At 70.8% G+C, this 18,321-nt stretch carries 12 protein-coding genes, 5 tRNA genes and 1 riboswitch; of the genes, 6 read left to right on the top strand and 11 right to left on the bottom strand.

The window, feature by feature from the left end:
• Positions 1-96 precede the first annotated feature (96 nt).
• The gene (locus tag OG510_RS19670) at positions 97-1,662 is read left to right on the top strand and encodes a PrsW family glutamic-type intramembrane protease (protein WP_406138390.1); all 1,566 of its coding nucleotides are present in this window, start codon (positions 97-99) and stop codon (positions 1,660-1,662) included.
• A gap of 75 nt (positions 1,663-1,737) precedes the next feature.
• Here OG510_RS19670 and OG510_RS19665 read toward each other — a convergent pair whose 3' ends face one another.
• The 10 genes from OG510_RS19665 to OG510_RS19620 all read right to left on the bottom strand — a co-directional run bounded on the left by OG510_RS19665 (position 1,738) and on the right by OG510_RS19620 (position 10,988).
• On the bottom strand, positions 1,738-2,682 hold the full coding sequence (locus OG510_RS19665; protein ID WP_406138388.1) for an aldo/keto reductase: 945 nt from the start codon (positions 2,680-2,682) through the stop codon (positions 1,738-1,740).
• Positions 2,683-2,895: 213 nt separating this feature from the next.
• Positions 2,896-3,957 carry a M23 family metallopeptidase gene (locus OG510_RS19660; RefSeq protein ID WP_406138386.1) on the bottom strand — a complete coding sequence of 354 codons (1,062 nt, stop codon included), beginning with the start codon at positions 3,955-3,957 and terminating at the stop codon, positions 2,896-2,898.
• 11 nt (positions 3,958-3,968) lie between these two features.
• A riboswitch (cyclic di-AMP (ydaO/yuaA leader) is annotated at positions 3,969-4,109 on the bottom strand.
• Between the two features lie 225 nt (positions 4,110-4,334).
• Positions 4,335-5,483, bottom strand: a complete 1,149-nt coding sequence (locus OG510_RS19655; RefSeq protein ID WP_406138385.1) for a PP2C family protein-serine/threonine phosphatase — start codon at positions 5,481-5,483, stop codon at positions 4,335-4,337.
• A gap of 276 nt (positions 5,484-5,759) precedes the next feature.
• On the bottom strand, positions 5,760-6,140 hold the full coding sequence (locus tag OG510_RS19650; protein ID WP_406138383.1) for a hypothetical protein: 381 nt from the start codon (positions 6,138-6,140) through the stop codon (positions 5,760-5,762).
• Between the two features lie 106 nt (positions 6,141-6,246).
• Positions 6,247-6,320 (bottom strand) — tRNA-Met (locus tag OG510_RS19645).
• A gap of 191 nt (positions 6,321-6,511) precedes the next feature.
• A tRNA-Lys gene (locus OG510_RS19640) sits at positions 6,512-6,584 on the bottom strand.
• Between the two features lie 181 nt (positions 6,585-6,765).
• The gene (locus OG510_RS19635) at positions 6,766-7,140 is read right to left on the bottom strand and encodes a VOC family protein (protein WP_406138382.1); all 375 of its coding nucleotides are present in this window, start codon (positions 7,138-7,140) and stop codon (positions 6,766-6,768) included.
• A gap of 198 nt (positions 7,141-7,338) precedes the next feature.
• Positions 7,339-9,642: a DEAD/DEAH box helicase gene (locus OG510_RS19630; protein WP_406138381.1), complete on the bottom strand. Its 2,304-nt coding sequence runs from the start codon at positions 9,640-9,642 to the stop codon at positions 7,339-7,341.
• A gap of 184 nt (positions 9,643-9,826) precedes the next feature.
• On the bottom strand, positions 9,827-10,465 hold the full coding sequence (locus OG510_RS19625; RefSeq protein WP_406138380.1) for a hypothetical protein: 639 nt from the start codon (positions 10,463-10,465) through the stop codon (positions 9,827-9,829).
• Positions 10,466-10,637: 172 nt separating this feature from the next.
• Positions 10,638-10,988 (bottom strand): metallopeptidase family protein, encoded by a 351-nt coding sequence (locus OG510_RS19620; RefSeq protein WP_406138378.1) that lies wholly within the window; start codon positions 10,986-10,988, stop codon positions 10,638-10,640.
• A 75-nt stretch (positions 10,989-11,063) separates the two neighbouring features.
• Between OG510_RS19620 and OG510_RS19615 the strand changes: the two genes are divergently transcribed.
• The 4 genes from OG510_RS19615 to OG510_RS19600 all read left to right on the top strand — a co-directional run bounded on the left by OG510_RS19615 (position 11,064) and on the right by OG510_RS19600 (position 13,045).
• Positions 11,064-12,647, top strand: coding sequence for a metallophosphoesterase (locus OG510_RS19615; RefSeq protein ID WP_406138376.1), 1,584 nt, complete (start codon positions 11,064-11,066; stop codon positions 12,645-12,647).
• Between the two features lie 114 nt (positions 12,648-12,761).
• Positions 12,762-12,834: transfer RNA gene (locus OG510_RS19610), tRNA-Glu, on the top strand.
• 39 nt (positions 12,835-12,873) lie between these two features.
• Positions 12,874-12,948 (top strand) — tRNA-Asp (locus OG510_RS19605).
• Positions 12,949-12,968: 20 nt separating this feature from the next.
• Positions 12,969-13,045: transfer RNA gene (locus OG510_RS19600), tRNA-Phe, on the top strand.
• A 99-nt stretch (positions 13,046-13,144) separates the two neighbouring features.
• Here the strand turns inward: OG510_RS19600 and OG510_RS19595 are convergent.
• Positions 13,145-14,212 carry an ABC transporter permease gene (locus OG510_RS19595; RefSeq protein ID WP_406138374.1) on the bottom strand — a complete coding sequence of 356 codons (1,068 nt, stop codon included), beginning with the start codon at positions 14,210-14,212 and terminating at the stop codon, positions 13,145-13,147.
• Between the two features lie 100 nt (positions 14,213-14,312).
• On the opposite strand from OG510_RS19595, the gene hrpA reads away from it, so the two are divergent.
• A complete protein-coding gene (gene hrpA, locus OG510_RS19590) occupies positions 14,313-18,248 on the top strand; it encodes an ATP-dependent RNA helicase HrpA (protein ID WP_406138373.1) in 3,936 nt (1,311 codons plus the stop codon).
• Positions 18,249-18,321: the final 73 nt, after the last annotated feature.

Raw genomic sequence — 18,321 nt, 5'->3', positions numbered from 1 at the left:
CCGGCCGGGCACAGCCAGTGACGGCGGAGCGGGCGCCGAGCGCGGAATCGCGGTACGGCGTCGCGGTTGTCGGTACCGCTCGTTAGGCTCAATCGGGTGTACGAGTCGAGCGTGCCGCCCGGAGCGGCCCATCCGGTGGTTCCGGTGTACGAGGAGCAGCCGCGCTTCGACGCCGTTCCCCCGCGTGCACACTGGCGGTACGCACCCCGCAGGGACTTCTGGCGGAGCAGGACGCTGCGCGCCTCCGCGGTGATCATCGTCCTCGCCATCTGCGGCCTGCTGATCCTGTCGCTGGTCCGCGAACAGACCGGCACCGAGGGCTTCCTGGTCGGCATGGGCCTGGCCGTACTGCCGGTGCCGCTGCTCATGGCGGCCTTCCGCTGGCTGGACCGGGTCGATCCGGGCCCCTGGCGCAATCTGATCTTCGCCTTCGCCTGGGGCGCGTGCGCCGCCGCGCTCGTCGCGATCATCGCCAACTCCTTCGCCACGCACTGGATAGCGACCGCCACAGCGGATCCGACGAGCGCGGACACCCTCGGGGCGAGAGTGGTGGCGCCGGTCATCGAGGAGAGCGCGAAGGCCGCCGCGATCCTGCTGATCTTCCTCTTCCGCAGACGGCACTTCACCGGGATCGTCGACGGTGTGGTCTTCGCGGGCTTCACCGCGACCGGCTTCGCCTTCACCGAGAACATCCTCTATCTGGGCAGCGCCTTCGGTGAGGACAAGTCCCTGGGGTTCTCGGGCGTCCCGTCCGTGACAGCGGCGACCTTCTTCGTCCGGGTGGTCCTCTCGCCCTTCGCCCACCCGCTGTTCACGGTGCTGACCGGCATCGGCTTCGGCATCGCGGCGTCGGCGGCCGACCACCGGCGACTGCGCAGGACCGCGCCGCCGCTGCTCGGCCTCCTCTGCGCGATGGGGATGCACGCGCTGTGGAACAGCTCGTCGGCCTTCGGCACCTACGGCTTCTATCTGGTCTACGGCGCCTTCATGCTCCCGGTCCTCGGGATGATCACCTGGCTGGCGATCTGGACCCGCCAGCGGGAGCTGCGCACGATATCCGCCGAGCTGCCGGCGTACGCGGCGGCGGGCTGGCTGGCCCCCGCCGAGCCGCTGGTGCTCTCGTCGATGCGGGCGCGGGCCATGGCGCGCGCCTACGCGGCGCGTACGTTCGGCGGCGGGTTCGGCGCGACCAGCCCCCATCTGGGCCCCCACCCGGCCCCGTACGAGCCGGATCCGTACAGCCCGCTTCCGTACGGCACGGTTCCGCCCGCCCCGGGCCCGCGTCCCCCAGGCCCGGGGCGGGCGGAACCGTACAGCGCCGACCCGTACAGCCCCGGCCCGTACTCCCCAGGCCCGTACAGCCCGAGCCCGTACCACCGGCCGCCCGCGCACGCCGACGCGAAGTCCCGCGCGAGGGCCGCGTCCCGTGCGGTCTCCGAGTACGAGGCGTTCGCGACCACGCTCGCCTTTCTGCGGCACCGGGCCCACCGTGGCGCGGTGAGCCCGGACTTCGAGGCACGCGAGCAGGAGCTGCTGCACCACCTCTGGCAGCGCAAGGAGATCGCCGGACCCGCACTGCTCTACGCGGCGCAGGCGACGGGGCGAGTGCCGGTGCCGCCGCCGCATCTGCACTACGGCGGCTACAACCCGTACCAGCACTGACCATCCGCGCCCAGCCAGGTCCAGCCGCGCCCCAGCCTGCCCCGGTGGCCGATCCTCGGTGGCGGTGTCCTGCCCTCAGGCGGACACCGCCGTCAGCTCCGCCAGCTCAGCGTCGGTGAGCTCCAGCTCGGCCACCGCGGTCAGGACCGGCAACTGCTCGACCGTACGGGCCGAGGCGATCGGCGCGACGACGGTCGGCTGTGCGGCCAGCCACGCCAGGGCGACGGTCGCGACCTCCGCCCCGTGCGCCGCCGCGACCTTGTCGAGCGCGGCCAGGACCTTCGTCCCCCGCTCGGTCTCCAGGTGCTGGGCCGCACCGCCCGCCCGCACACTGTCGACGTCCGCACCGGGCCGGTACTTGCCGGTGAGGAAGCCGGAGGCCAGCGCGGGGTACGGCACGCTCGCCAGACCGTGCCGGGCCGCCACGTCCTGGAGCCCGCCCTCATAGGTGTCGCGGGAGACCAGGTTGTAGTGCGGCTGCAGAGCGACGTACCTGGCCAGCCCCTCCGCCTCGGAGAACGCCACGGAGGCATCGAGCCGCTCGGGAGACACATTGGAAGCGGCGATGGCGCGCACCTTGCCCGCCTTCACCAGATCGTCCAGAGCGGTGATGATCTCCTCGACGGGGACGGACTCGTCGTCGCGGTGCGTGTAGTAGAGGTCGATGTAGTCGGTGCGCAGCCTGCGCAGCGACTCGTCGGCGGCGGCCTTGATGTTCTTGGCCGAGAGCCCCCGGTACTGGGGGTGCATGCCGACCTTGGTCGCGATCACCACATCGGCGCGGTTGCCCCGCGCGGCCAGCCAGTTGCCGATGACGGTCTCGGACTCGCCGCCCTTGTTGCCCGGCACCCACGAGGAGTACGTGTCGGCGGTGTCGATGAAGTTGCCGCCGGCGGCGGTGTACGCGTCGAGCACCGCGAAGGACTGTTCTTCGTCGGCGCCCCACCCGAAGACGTTGCCGCCGAGGGAGAGCGGGAAGACCTGGAGGCCGGAGGAGCCGAGTGCGCGGAGAGAAGTCATAGGCTGGTCAACCCCCGTTCGGCCCGGCCCTATTCCGTCGGACTCCGGCCGTACGAACGAACCGGCAGCCCTGACGTCGGGGGGATGCCGTCAGGGCTGCCGGGGTGCGGGATGCCGTCGCCGGCCGGCGGTACGCGCCGGCGGGAGACAGAAAGGGGGCAGAGGGCCATCAGGGGCCGGCCCTCAAGGGTCAGCCCCTCGGAGTCCAGCCGCTCAGGGGTTGAGGCCCTTGCCCTGGAGCCAGGTCATGGGGTCGATCGGGTCGCCGCCGCCCGGGCGGACCTCCACGTGCACATGCGGGCCCGTGACATTGCCGGTGGCGCCGACACGGCCGATGACCTCGCCCGTGGTGACCTTCTGACCGGCGCTGACACCGAGCGACGACTGGTGGCAGAACCACAGCTCCGTACCGTCGTCGAGCGTGATCACCGTGCGGTAGCCGTATGCCCCCGCCCAGCCGGCCGACTTGACCGTGCCGCTGTGCACGGCCTTGATCGGGGTGCCGGTCGGGGCGGCGAAGTCGAGGCCGGTGTGGTGGCCCGACGACCACATCGAACCGCCGTCGTTGAAGCGCGAGGTGAGGGTGTACGAGGAGACGGGCAGCGAGTAGCTCTTCGCCAGCTTGGCGAGCCGCTCCTTCTCCGCCTTGGCCTTGGCCTCCGCCTCGGCCTTCTTCTTGGCCGCCTTCTCCTTGGCCGCGGCCTCGTCCTGCTTCTTCGCCGCCTCGGCCGATGCCTTCTCCGCGGCCGCCTTCTCGGCTGCCGCCTTGGCCTCGTCCTCGACCGCGCCCTGCTGCTGCTCGGCCTGCTGGATGATCCGCGCGCGGAGCGCCTCGCCCGCGTCCGAGCTGCCCTTGCCGGTGGCCGCCGCCGTGGTCAGCGCCGCGTTGGTCGCGTCCGCCGTGCTGCCGTGGTCCGACGAACCGCCGGCCAGATCGGCGACCAGCGACCCCACGCCGGGCAGCGACTCGGCCTCCGGCAGCTTGTCCTTGACGGACTGCGGAAGGTCGGGGAGGGAGATCGGGAGCGGCGGCTTGCTCTGGGCGCTGGCCATACCGCCCGCGCCGACGGCTGCGATCACGCCGACGCCGAGCACCGTCGAGCTGCGGGCGAGACCGCTGCGCTGCTTGGCGACCCGGTGTTTGCCGCGGACCGGACGGAGGGAATCCTCAGTGGGGTTCCACTCGTCGAACGTACCGCTGTCCTCGCCGCCGAAACCGAGAGCATCGTCGTCCGGGAAGTAAAGCGTTTCGGGGGCAGGGTTGTTGGACGCCACGGAGGCGCACTCCTTTCCTTCCTTACCGCCTACCGGGTTAGCTGACGGGTTCGGAGCAGGAAGGTCTCCTACGGGCAGCCCTTGCGGAGAAGCCCGATTCACCCCAATTGGTGGTTCCCCGGTTCCCTTGCGGGATTCGGCGCGTGCGCGCGGTGCCGCCTCTTGCGACGACTGGGACAACCGCGCTGCGTTATCGAACGTTAATAGACGCGAGGGCCGGATTCCAAGCTGTTCCGACTGATCGTTAACGGCTTTGGCCTGCACTTATCGGTGCATACAGGGGCGCATTCGGGCGACTTGATCAGCCCTCAGGAGCGGCCGGGAAACATCGAGTTTCTGATAGTGAGTCAAATGTTATGCGGAGGGGTGCTCTTCGACTACGGATCGTGTCGCTCCCGGTGAATGATCCCCACCGTCCTGCGCCGGTCCGGCTGCCCCTGCAGCGGACGGCCCACCGCGAGCAGCGCCATGTCGTCCGTGGAGTGCCCGCCGGTGTGCAGCCGTACGTCGTCGGACACCGCCGTCAGCAGTTCCTCGGGCCCGGGGAAGATCCGGCCGCGCAGCCGCTCCTGCGGTTCGTAGAAGGCCCCTTGCGCGTTCCTCGCCTCGGACAGCCCGTCGGTGTAGAGCAGCAGCGTGGCCCCCGGCGGGAACTCGGTCTCGTCCGCCCGGTCCGGCCAGGCCGCCAGATCGGAGAGCCCCAGCGGCAGCGCGGGGTCGGCCGGCGCGAGGACGTGGATGCTCCCGTCCGCGTACAGCAGCAGCGGCTCGGGGTGCCCCCGGTTGAGCAGCCGGATCAGTCCCTGGTCGCCGCGCGGGATCTCGGCGAGCGCCGCCGTGGTGAACCCCTCGAAGGCGTCGAGTCCCTCGCGGCGCACCCCCTCACGGGTCAGCGCACGCTCCAGCCGCTGGGCGACCTCCTCGATCGTGACCTCCTGCTCGGCGGCCTCCCGGAAGGCCCCGATCACCACGGCCACGGCCTCGACGGCACCGAGCCCCTTGCCCCGCACATCCCCCACCACCAGCCGCACCCCGTACGGAGTGTCCTGTACGGCGAAGAGATCACCGCCGATGAAGGTGCCGGCCTGCGCCGCCTCGTACCGCGCCGCGATATGCAGCCCGGCGATCCGCTCGGAAGGCACCGGCAGCACGGCGCGCTGCGCGGTCTCCGCCACCACCCGGGCCGACGCGAGCTCCTCGCCGCTGACCCGGATGACGCGGTTGATGATGAGGGCGACGACCGACACCGTGATGACGGTGATCAGCTCGGTGATCGCGGAGCCCCTGGCCGAGGTGTCGTCGTAGAGATGCAGCCCCGCGATGGCCAGCACCGCGATGATGCCTGTGATCAGGGTGGCCCGGTACGAGAAGAGCGGGGCGGCGATCACGGGCGCGGCGGCGAAGAACGGGGCGGCCGTGAACGCGGGCGGCGTCAGCTGGTCGAAGACCAGCCCGCCCACGATCAGCACGGCGGGCAGCGCCCGGACGAACCGACGCGCCCGGGTCGACTCCTCTCGCTGCCCCACCAGTACCCTCCTGCCCGGTCCGTAAAGCGGCGGACGGTACCGCGCCCCACCAGGCTGGCCGCACCCACGCCGGTGTGCGATTCGGCCACGGCCAAGTGGGGGAAGCGGGGCGGCGGAGATCCGGGCGGGGGCGCGGGCGGGGCGGCGGGGGCCACGTCCGTACGTCGCACGGCGCGGAGGCCACCTCCGTACGCACGGCCCGGGGCCCCGTACGCACGGCCCGAAGGCCACCTCCGTACGCGCGGCCCGGGGGCCGCCTCCGTACGGCGGCGCGGGTCAGCCGTGCAGCGCGACCGCCGACACCAGGACCACGGCGAGCGCCATCGCGAGGAACAGCAGATAGGCCCCCAGCGCCCGCCCCCGGTCTCCGGCGGCCAGCTGCCGGGCCAGCACCCACCCGAACACCACGGCCTCGGCCCCTCCCCCGGCGACCCCGGCAGCCGGCCACCGCAGCCCCAGCAGTACGGCGACGGCCGCGACCGTGTGCACCGCCCCGAGAAGCGAGACGACCCAGAGCCGCCGCCCGGCGACGACCCCCAGGCGCGTGAGCTGATCGAGCCGCTCCAGCCCCACCCGGCTCCGCGCCACGGACGCGATCGCCGACGGCACGACCTCCAGCAACAGCAGAACGCTCAGAACCACCCGCAGTACGAACACGCCAGCCCCGCCCCCGATCGGTACACCGGTCCCGGCACCTGTCCGGAAACAGGCCGGGAAACGACCGAAGGCCCAGCACATGATGTGCTGGGCCTTCGAACTTGAGTAGCGGGGACAGGATTTGAACCTGCGACCTCTGGGTTATGAGCCCAGCGAGCTACCGAGCTGCTCCACCCCGCGTCGGTAAACCCAACTCTACGGCATGCGCGGGGGTGGTTCGAACCATTACCGGGAACAGCCCGGAATCAGCTCCCACCGGAACGCTTCCGGGCCCCACAGATCCGGACCGCACAGAAACGTCCCGCCCGGCCGAAGCCGAAGCGGGACGCTTCATCGCAGGTCAGCAGGAGATCCTCCGCGACCCTCACTCGTAGACCGTGTGGGACTCGAACCCACAACCAATGGATTAAAAGTCCACTGCTCTGCCAATTGAGCTAACGGTCCGTGCTGACGCACCCCCCGAGCATAGCGGGAGCGTGCCCCGCAGCCGATCGGGTATCCCCCACCGGGCACGTCGGACTCCGGCCGGCGGCCGGTGCGGGCCGTCGGCCGGAGTGGCGTGGCTGAGCGGTGGGATCCTGCCCGGAGCGCGCCGGTTGCGCCGCTCGGGGGGTGTCAGGGGGTGTCAGGGGGTGTCAGGGCCCTGGAGTACCTGGAGGTAGTTGCCGTCCGGGTCCAGCAGGGTGGAGAAGATCCATCCGCCCCCGGTGTCCTCGACCGGCCTGACCCAGGTGACGCCGAGGGTGTTGAAGTGCCGCTCGGCCGCCCGGATGTCGCGCACCACGATGTTGACGAGGTGCCGGCCGGGCTCGGCGGCCTTGTCCGCCACATCGTCGCGGCGGTCGAAGCCGATGATCGCCTGCTGACCGATGATCAGCATGTGGCCCTCCCAGCGGGCGCCCAGCGGCTCCAGTGCGGCGCGGTACCACTCGATGAGGGGTTCGGGGTCCGTGCTGCCGAGGACGACGCCGAGTCCGGTGATGTTGCCCGGGGTTGTCATGGGGTGTGCCTCCTTCTCGTCTTCTCTTCGGACGTGCTCCTTGGCGGGCGGCTTCTGCCGCGCCCACAAGGGGGTGACCGCCCCGGACCCCGAAAGTCATCGGCCGGCGCCGGACCGGCCCCGGACACAGCAGAGCGGGCCCCTCCGTGAAGGAGGAGCCCGCTCAGTGATTCAACGGCTCACGCCGGCGGACAGGTGTCAGCCGTTGCGCTTCCAGCGCGGCTTGTCGTCGCGGCGGCCGAACGAACCGGTGCCGGTGCCCGTACCCGTCGTGCGGTGGTCGTCGCGGCGGCCGGTCGGACGGTCGCTGCTGCCGGAGCGGAAACCACCGGTGGGGCGGTCGTCGCGGCGGTCGCGGTTGAACGGACGGTCGCTGCCGCGGTGGCCGCCGGTGGGGCGGTCCTCACGGCGCTGGAAACCACCGCGGTCGTCACGGCGGTCGCCGCCACGGAAACCACCGGACGGACGGTCGTTGTCACGACGCTCGCCCCCACGGAAACCACCACCGGAACCACCCGACGGACGGTCGTCACGGCGGAAGCCGCCACCGTTGCCACCACGGTCGTCACGGCGGTCGCCGCCACGGAAACCACCGGACGGACGGTCGTTGTCACGACGCTCGCCCCCACGGAAACCACCACCGGAACCACCCGACGGACGGTCGTCGCGACGGAAGCCGCCACCGTTGCCACCACGGTCGTCACGGCGCTGGAAACCGCCGCGGTCACCACCACGGTCGTCACGGCGCTGGAAACCACCGCGGTCACCACCACGGTCGCCGCCGCGGTATCCACCACGGTCGCCGCCCCGGTCGTCACGGCGTCCGAAGTTGCCGCGGTCGTCGCGGCGCTCCTCGCGCTGCTCCGCCCTCGGCTGCTCCGGTACGGCGGCCGCGATCTCGGCCTCGGCGGCCTGCAGCACCTCGGCGACAGCGGCCTCGGGGTCGTCACCGCGCTCGCGGGCGGCACGCGCCACCAGGCGGTCGGCCTCCTCGCGCAGCTCGGTCGCCCGGCGCTGGATGCGCTCCAGCTCACGGGTGAGGTCCTTGGCCTCGCGCTCCGCCTGCTTGGCGGCGTTGTTCGCGGAGTCGGCCTGGACCTCGGTCAGCGAACGGGCACCGGTGATCTCGGCGACCTCGGGCTCGAAGGCCCCGGCCCCCTGGACGATGTGGCGCGTGGCGTCGACGCCCGCGTCCTCCATCAGCCGGAAGATCTGCCGGCGCTGGTGCGGCAGCGACAGCGAGACGACCGTGCCGGACTTGCCGGCGCGGGCGGTACGGCCCGAGCGGTGCAGGTAGTCCTTGTGGTCCCCGGCCGGGTCCACGTTCAGGACCAGGTCGATGCCGTCGACGTGGATACCGCGGGCGGCGACGTCGGTCGCGACGAGCGCGTTGACGTAACCGTCCTTGAAGTCGGCGAGCACGCGGGTCCGGGCGCCCTGGGTCATACCGCCGTGCAGGGCGTCCGCCTTGACGCCCGACTCGACGAGCTGCTCGGCGATACGGTCGGCGCCCAGCTGGGTCCGTACGAAGATGATCGTGCGGCCCTTGCGGGCGGCGATCGCGGCCGTGACGGGCGCCTTGTCCTTCGGCTTCACGACGAGGACGTGGTGCGACATGGTCGAGACGTTGCCCTGGGCGCTGTCCACCTCGTGGCTGACCGGGTTGGTCAGGTAGCGCTTGACCAGCGTGCCGATCTCGTTCTCCATGGTGGCGGAGAAGAGCATCCGCTGGCCGCCGCCGGGGATCTGGTCGAGCAGCTCGGTGACCTCGGGCAGGAAGCCCAGGTCGGACATCTGGTCGGCCTCGTCGAGGACGGCGACCTGGACGCTCGCCAGCGAGCAGGCGCCGCGGTTGATGATGTCGCGCAGCCGGCCCGGGGTGGCGACGAGGACGTCGACACCGCGCTCGAGGGCGTAGATCTGGTTGGACATCGACGTACCGCCGCAGACGACCTTCATCTTCAGGCCGAGCACGTCGCCGTACGGCTGGAGCGCGTCCGCGACCTGCATCGCGAGCTCACGGGTCGGGGTGAGGATGATGCCGCGCGGCTTCTTCTTCTCGGTGTGCCCGCCGGCCAGCGTCGCCAGCAGCGGGAGGCCGAAGGAGAGGGTCTTGCCGGAGCCGGTACGGCCGCGGCCGAGGATGTCCTTGCCAGCCAGGGCGTCCGGGATGGTCGCGGCCTGGATCGGGAAGGGCGCGGTGACGCCGTTCTGGGCGAGCTTGCGGACGATGCCGTCGGGGAGGCCGAGCGACCCGAAGGTCACGGTCGGCTCGGCGGGCTCGGCGGGCTCTTCGTCGGTGACCGGCTCGGCGGCGACGGGCTCGCGGGTGGCGGCCTCATCGGCGGCGGGCTCGGCGGTGACTGCGGTCTCAGTGGCGTTGTCACCGGCGGCAACGGCCTCGGCGACGGCCTCTTCGACCTCGACCACGACAGCCTCGGCGTCGGCGACGATCTCGTCGTTCTCGGGCATGACGGCGTGGTCAGAACTGAAATTGGACATGCGAAATGCGAAACCTTCCGGAGTCTCGGCACGCGCCCATAACTCCGTGAATCGCTATTTCGACCGCCTCAATGCGGACCAGTCACGGTAAGGGAGAGAACGCGCCTCGGGGCGCTCTTCGTCTCTTGTTGATCAAGAAACACAGTGGCGCCGGGCAATGGGATCAAACGATCTACTACCATACTCACCCTTCCCCCTCCCTGGCAAACCCGGCCTGCCGCACCGGCTCGGCCTGCGGTGATGCCAGCGGAATCAGCATCGCTTCGGACCGTTTGGCGGGTCCTGCGGACGGGGCGGTCGTCGCCCCGGGCGGCGAGCTTCCGGGGTCGGGCGTCGGGCTCGTACGCGGTGGGTCCGAGGGCTGCGTGGGCGGCGTCGGGTCACCGCCGGGCGGCTTCGGACGGCCGGACGGCCTGCCCCCGTGCCCCGGCGGGCGCCTGGGCCCCGAGTGCCCTGGGCGTGGCGTCCGCGCACCGGGCGCCGACGGGTCGGCCGAAGGCTCCGCACCATCGCCGCCCTTCCCCGCCGTCCCGGCCTTCTCGCTCGCGCCGGTGGCTTTCCTGGCGGACTTCCCGTGCGCCGACGCACCGTCACCGTCCGCGTCGCTCCCGTCGTCGGTGGCGCCGTGCACCCGGTCGCGCCCTCCGCCGTCGGGGGCGGCGGCCGCACCGTCCGGCCTGGTGTCCGTGCGCTGCGTCCCCTTCGTGTTCGTGGCGGACGGCGCCGGGCCGCCCGGGTGGTCGCTGACGCTCATACAGCCGGCGGACGCCGCCACCGTCATCACGGCGGCGATCAACCGGGCGGGGACAGGCAACTGGCGCACGAGGCGCACCTCCGGAGGGAGCGGGACGGGGCGGGCGGAACCGGCGGACCGGTGGGACCGCCCTGCCCAACTCCCCGGCCCCCGGAAGGGACACGCCCGGCAGCCCGCCCGTACACAGCCCACAGCCCACAGCCCACAGCCACAGCCACAGCCCGACGCCAAGCCGTACCCCTCAGCCGTACCCGAGTGCGTGCAGTCGCTCGTCGTCGATCCCGAAGTGGTGCGCGACCTCATGCACCACGGTGATCTCCGTCTCGGCGACCGCCTGGTCACGCGAGGCGCACATCCGCAGCGTCGGCCCCCGGTAGACGGTGATCCGGTCCGGCAGGACACCCGCGTACCACTCGCCGCGGTCCGTCAGCGGTGTCCCCTCGTAGAGGCCGAGCAGCTCCGGGTCGTCGGGGGCCGGCTCGTCGTCGACGAACACCGCGACGTTGTCCATCAGCCGGGTCAGCTCCGGCGGGATGCGGTCCAACGCCTCGGCGACCAGTTCCTCGAACTCCTCACGCGTCATCTCCAGCACCCGCCCATTGTCCCGTAGTTCCCCCGTATGCGCCGCGCCCGCATGGGACTTCCGCCCCGTGGGCATACCGCACAGATGGCCGCCGCCGACCGACTACGGCAACTCCGGGCGCTGCGTACCGTCCGGGCCCTGAGCGCGCGCCGTCCCCGCGCCGGGGGGCCACGCGCCGGGCGGCCGCGTACGGGCCGCGGCCTCCGCCCCGCGCCGCACACGCTCTCCCTCGCCCCGCCTCCGAGCCCGTGGGTCCGGGGCCCGGTGCTGCTGGCCGTCGTGCTGCTCGGCGCCTGGCTGGGCCTGCTGGTCGTGGGCAATGTCAGATCGCAGGTCGGCCCGATGGACACCACCATGACGCTGCGGCCCTCCCTCACCGGCGGCACCAAGATCAACGTCTCGCCGCTCGGCGCGCTCGCACTCGACTCGCACACCGCCCCCATCCGGCTCGACGTCGACGTGGACCGCCTCGACCCGGTCCGCTCCCAGGCCCTGGTGCAGCACCCGGAACGGATCTCCGGCCTCCAGACCGAGATCGCCCACGACGTCGAACACAGCACCCTCGACCTGGCCGTACGCTCCTGCGCCGCCGTGGTGATCGGCGCCACCACGCTCGGCCTGGTCGTCTACCGCAGACCGCGCCGCGCCCTGGCGGCCGGAGGTCTCGCCCTCGTCCTGCTCGGCGCGTCGGGCGCCACCGCGTACGCGACCTGGAACCCGAAGTCGCTCCTCGAGCCGAAGTTCTCCGGGCTGCTCTCCTCCGCCCCGCAGGTGGTCGGCAACGCACGCTCGATCGTCACCGATTTCAACGTCTACCAGGAGGAGTTGGCGCGTCTCGTCACCAACGTGACGAAGCTGTACGACGCCGCTTCGACCCTGCCCGCCTATCAGCCGGACCCCGGCACGATCCGCGTCCTGCATGTCTCCGACATCCATCTCAACCCGGCGTCGTGGCAGATCATCGGCTCGCTCGTGAAGCAGTACAAGATCGACGTGATCATCGACTCGGGCGACACGATGGACCACGGGAGCGCCGCCGAGAACACCTTCCTCGACCCGGTGCCGGACCTCGGTGCGCCGTACGTGTGGGTCCGCGGCAACCACGACTCGGCCACCACCCAGAAGTATCTGAAGCACCTCAGGAACGTGCACGTACTCGACAACGGCAGCGCCGTGAGCGTCGCCGGCCTGCGGATCGCGGGGACCGGCGACCCGCAGTTCACCCCGGACCGCTCGGTGGTGCCCGGCGGTGACGCGGCCGAGCGGCTGGCCGGAATCCGGCTGGCGTCCGCCGTCCGGGACCAGAAGGCGGCCGGCACCCCGGTCGACATCGCGGTCGCGCACGAGCCGCAGGCGGCCCGCGAGACCGACGGCACGGTCCCGCTGGTGCTCGCCGGGCATGTCCACCACCGTGAGAACCAGCTGCTCCCCCTCGGCACCCGGCTGAAGGTGGAGGGCTCGACGGGCGGCGGCGGGCTGCGCGCCGTACAGAACAAACACCCGGAGAAGGTGCTCGCCTCGGTGCTCTACCTGGACCGCCCGACCAGACGTCTGCGGGCCTGGGACGAGATCACGCTGGGCGGCCTCGGCCTGACGACAGCGGAGGTCAGCAGGCATCTGCCGGACGACAACCTGCCCGGCGCGAAGCCCTCGCCCACGTCACCCTGAGCCCGGAACGAGGCCCCCGCCCGCGTCCCGCCAAACCGTTTTGGCGAACCGCGCCGCCATCCCATATGCTTCGGACGTCCCCGACGCGCTGCAAAGCGCCCAGGCGGGCCCTTAGCCCTCATCGTCTAGTGGCCCAGGACGCCGCCCTTTCAAGGCGGTAGCACGGGTTCGAATCCCGTTGGGGGCACGCAACACTGTGTGCGAGAATATTTCTCGCACATTGCTTGGTCCTGTGGAGCAGTTTGGAGTGCTCGCCACCCTGTCAAGGTGGAGGCCGCGGGTTCAAATCCCGTCAGGACCGCTGCGGCGTACGCGCCGCGTGGCTGGGTAGCTCAGTTGGTACGAGCGATCGCCTGAAAAGCGATAGGTCGCCGGTTCGATCCCGGCCCCAGCCACCAGCACTTCGAGAGCCCCGGCCGCCCGCGCGTCGGGGCTTTTCGCATGTCAGGACCGTTTCCGTACGACCCCACGCCCTGCGCGCCACACCCCCCTGATCCCTATGCCCGCCGGCCGCCCAGCACCGTGCGCCCGCCCGGATGCCGGTGGCGCCAGGTCCAGAAGACGGCACACGACACCAGCGACCATCCCGCGAGCACCAGGAACGGGAAAGCGTGCTGGTCATGGCCGAAGTACACCGCGGTGTGCTGGGCGTTGACCGAGGCGCCGGGCGGCAGCCACTGACCGATGTGGCCCAGCGTCGAGGGAAGCAGCGGCCAGGACACCGCGCCGCCCGACGACGGGTTGCCGAGCAGCACCATCAGCCCCCAGGTGGGGAGCATCGCCCAGCGGCCGATGAGGGTGTTGAACATCGTGAAGACCATGCCGGACGTGAACATCGTGAAGGCCAGGATCAGCCAGGACTCCACGAACGGCAGATCCAGCGCGCCCAGCCACCAGTCGACGACGGCCGCGATGGCGAAGCCGCCGAGCAGCGCGTTCGCGACGATGTACGCGATGCGCTCCGCCGGGTTCAGCCCGCGGGCGTGCACCGAGAGCTGGATCGCGCCGACGAAACCGACGATCACCGCGGCCAGCGAGATGTAGAAGAGCGCCAGCCCCCGCGGATCGCCCTTCTGGAGCGGGTTGATGTCCGTCACCCGGACCGGGACACCGGTCGCCTTCGCCACCGCGGGCGCCGACTCCACGAGCACCTGCGCGACCGAGGCGCCGGAAGCCCCGGACACATCGAGCCGCACCGCCCGGCTCCGCACATGCACGATCGCGAAGACCTTCTGCTGGTCCACGGCCCGCCGCGCCTGGGCGTCCGTCCCGTACACATGGAGTTTCAGCGAGGCGTCGAGGGCTTTCTCCATCCCGCCGATGAACCGCTTCCCGACCGGCGACTCATAAGGGCCGACGACGGCGGTCGGCACCCGGTGCGGGGTCGGGTTCGCCATGAAGTACGTGTACGAGCCGGCGAAGAGCCCGGCGGCTGCGGCGAGAATCAGCAGCAGCACGGTCGCCGGAACGAAGGGCGACGTGCGGAACGTCTCCCACCGCTCGGCCCCGGTCGGATGCCTGCCGTGGGCGCTGTGGGCGCCGTGCTGTTCCGTCTCGTCGGCCATAGGAACAAGCTAAACCACACATCAGGGACATACGCCTTCGAACCGGGTCATAGAAATCCGTTCGCCCACGGGTTGCGCAGGGTGAGATCCTGGATCAGGTATGTCTACTTCCTTCGCTGATATCCAGGCCACGCTCAACGAGCTGTCGCTGCGCGACGCGCACCGGCTCGGCCGACGCCTGGAGGGCGCCCGCCGTATCCGTAAACCAGAGGCCCGGCAGGCCGCGCTGGACCAGATCGCCGCCGAAGCGGAGAAGTCCACCGCCCGGATGGCGCGCAGGTCCGCCCGGGTGCCCGCGGTCAGCTACCCCGAGCAGCTGCCGGTCAGCCGTAAGAAGGACGAGATCGCCGAGGCGATACGCGATCACCAGGTGGTGATCGTCGCCGGTGAGACCGGGTCGGGCAAGACGACCCAGATCCCGAAGATCTGTCTGGAGCTGGGACGCGGCGTCCGGGGCATGATCGGCCACACCCAGCCCCGCCGGATCGCCGCGCGCACGGTCGCCGAGCGCATCGCGGACGAGATGAACACCCCGCTGGGCGAGGCGGTCGGCTGGAAGGTCCGCTTCACCGACCAGGTCGACCAGGAAGCCACCTTCATCAAGCTGATGACGGACGGCATCCTCCTCGCCGAGATCCAGACGGACCGCGAGCTGCGCGCGTACGACACGATCATCATCGACGAGGCGCACGAGCGGTCGCTCAACATCGACTTCCTGCTGGGATATCTGGCCCAGCTGCTGCCGAAGCGCCCCGATCTGAAGGTCGTCATCACCTCGGCCACCATCGACCCGCAGCGCTTCGCCCGGCACTTCGGCGACGCCCCTGTGGTCGAGGTCAGCGGCCGTACGTACCCGGTCGAGGTGCGCTACCGCCCACTCCTGGAGGAGGAGGGCGACGAAGGCGACCGGGACCAGATCACCGCGATCTGCGAAGCGGTCGACGAACTCCAGGGCGAGGGCTCGGGCGACGTACTGGTCTTCCTCTCCGGCGAGCGCGAGATCCGGGACACCGCCGACGCGCTGAACAAACGGAACCTGCGCCGCACCGAGGTGCTGCCGCTGTACGCCCGGCTCTCGCACGCCGAGCAGCACCGGGTGTTCCAGCGGCCGTCCGGCGGCGGCAGACGGGTGGTGCTCGCCACCAACGTCGCGGAGACCTCGCTGACCGTCCCCGGCATCAAGTACGTGATCGACCCGGGCACCGCCCGTATCTCCCGCTACAGCCACCGCACCAAGGTCCAGCGGCTGCCCATCGAGCGGATCTCGCAGGCCAGCGCCAACCAGCGCAAGGGCCGCTGCGGCCGTACGTCGGACGGCATCTGCATCCGGTTGTACGCGGAGGACGACTTCCTCACCCGCCCTGAGTTCACCGACCCGGAGATCCTCCGTACCAACCTGGCGTCCGTCATCCTCCAGATGACCGCGGCCGGCCTCGGCGACATCGAGAAGTTCCCCTTCATCGACCCGCCCGACCACCGCAACATCCGCGACGGCGTCCAGCTCCTCCAGGAGCTCGGCGCGCTGGACCCCAAGGAGAAGGACCCCAAGCGGCGGCTCACCCAGGAGGGCCGCAAGCTCAGCCAGCTGCCCGTCGACCCGCGGCTGGCCCGGATGGTCCTGGAGGCCGACCGGAACGGCTGCGTCAGCGAAGTGATGGTCATCGCCGCCGCGCTCTCCATCCAGGACCCGCGCGAGCGCCCGGCGGAGAAGCAGACCCAGGCCGACCAGCAGCACTCCCGCTTCAAGGACGAGACCTCCGACTTCCTGGCCTTCCTCAACCTCTGGCGCTACATCCGCGACCAGCAGAAGGAGCGCGGCTCCTCCAGCTTCCGCCGGATGTGCAAGCAGGAGTATCTGAACTTCCTGCGGATCCGCGAGTGGCAGGACATCTACGCGCAGCTGCGCTCGGTCGCCAGGACCATGGGCATCAGGCTGAACGAGGAGGACGCGCCCGGGCAGGCCGTGCACACCTCGCTGCTCGCCGGGCTGCTCTCGCACATCGGGCTCAAGGACACCGAGAAGAACGAGTATCTGGGCGCCCGCAACGCCAAGTTCGCGATCTTCCCCGGTTCGGCGCTCTTCAAGAAGCAGCCGCGCTTCATCATGTCCGCCGAGCTGGTGGAGACCTCTCGGCTGTGGGCCAGGGTCAATGCCAAGGTCGAGCCGGAGTGGATCGAACCGCTCGCCCAGCACCTGGTGAAGCACACCTACAGCGAGCCGCACTGGGAGAAGGACCAGGCGGCGGTGATGGCGTACGAGCGGGTCACCCTGTACGGCGTCCCGATCGTGGCCCAGCGGAAGATCAATTACGGCCGGATCGACCCGGAGACCAGCCGGGAACTTTTCATTCGCAACGCCCTGGTCGAGGGCGACTGGCGCACCCACCACAAGTTCTTCGCCGCGAACCGCAAGCTCCTGGCCGAGGTCGAGGAGCTGGAGCACCGCGCACGGCGCCGCGACATCCTGGTGGACGACGAGACGCTCTTCGACTTCTACGACGGGCGGATCCCCGAACACGTCGTCTCCGGTGCCCACTTCGACTCCTGGTGGAAGCACAAGCAGCGCGACGAGCCCGAGGCCCTCGACTTCGAGCGCTCGATGCTGATCACCGAGAAGGCCGGGGCCGTCACCAAGGACGACTACCCGGACTCCTGGCGGCAGGGGAAGCTGAAGTTCCGGGTGACGTACCAGTTCGAGCCGGGCGCGGACGCGGACGGTGTCACGGTCCACATCCCGCTCCAGGTCCTCAACCAGGTCACCCCCGAGGGCTTCGACTGGCAGATCCCGGGGCTCCGCGAGGAAGTGGTCACCGAGCTGATCCGCTCGCTGCCCAAGCCGGTCCGCCGCCACTACGTGCCCGCGCCGAACTACGCGGGAGCCTTCCTCGACCGTGCGGTGCCCCTCCAGGAGCCGCTGCCGCTGACGCTCGCCAGGGAACTGCAGCGCATGGTGGGCGTCCCCGTCACGGCCGATGACTTCGACCTCTCCCGGGTACCGGACCACCTCAAGATCACCTTCCGGATCGTCGACGAGCGGCGCCGCAACGTGGCCGAGGACAAGGACCTCGAAGCGCTCAAGCTCCGGCTGCGCCCCAAGGCCCGCCAGGCGATCTCCAAGGCGGCAGCGGCGACGGCGGGCCCGGCCGGCGAGTCGGTCGAGCGGACCGGCCTCACCGACTGGACGGTCGGCACCCTCTCCCGCGTCTTCGAGACACGGCGGGCGGGCCAGCCGGTCCGCGCCTTCCCCGCGCTGGTCGACTCGGGCGCGAGCGTGTCCGTACGGCTCTTCGACACCCAGGCCGAGCAGCAGCAGGCGATGTGGCGGGGCACCCGCAGGCTGATCCTGCTCAACATCCCGGTGAACCCTGCCAAGTTCGCATCCGACCGGCTCGGCAACCAGGCGAAGCTCGCCCTGTCCCGCAACCCGCACGGCTCGGTCCAGGCGCTCTTCGACGACTGCGCCATGGCGGCGGCCGACCAGCTGATCGCCGACCACGGCGGGCCCGCCTGGGACGAGGAGTCGTACCGCAAGCTGTACGAGAAGGTGCGCGCCGACCTCGTCGAGACGACCATCAGGACCGTCGACCAGGTGCAGCAGATCCTGGCGGCCTGGCAGGCGGCCGAGCGCCGGCTGAAGTCGACCACCAGCCTGGTGCTCGTCGCCAACCTGGCCGATGTGCGCACCCAGTTGGCCGCGCTCATCAAGCCGGGCTTCGTCACCGCCACCGGGCTGCGCAGACTGCCGGACCTGATGCGCTATCTGGTCGCGGCCGACCGCAGGCTCCAGCAGATGCCGACGGCCGTCCAGCGCGACACCACGCGGATGGAGAAGGTCCACGAGATGCAGGACGAGTACGCCTGGCTGCTCGAGCAGCTGCCGCAGGGGCGCCCGGTGCCGAAGGAGGCGCTCGACATCCGCTGGATGATCGAGGAACTGCGGGTGAGCTACTTCGCGCACGCGCTCGGCACGGCACAGACGGTCTCGGACAAGCGCATCGTGAAGGCCATCGACGCGGTGGTCGCCGGGGTCCGCTGAGCGGATCACAGCCAGTTCGACCAGGGGGCCTGCCCTCCTGTACAGTCTGTCTCGCAGCCGAACAGAGGCAACA

This window comes from Streptomyces sp. NBC_01089, from assembly GCF_045162975.1.
In the GTDB taxonomy this organism is placed as follows: domain Bacteria; phylum Actinomycetota; class Actinomycetes; order Streptomycetales; family Streptomycetaceae; genus Streptomyces.
Note: the sequence above shows the minus strand (reverse complement) of the source record. Positions and strands in the feature narration are given on the sequence as shown.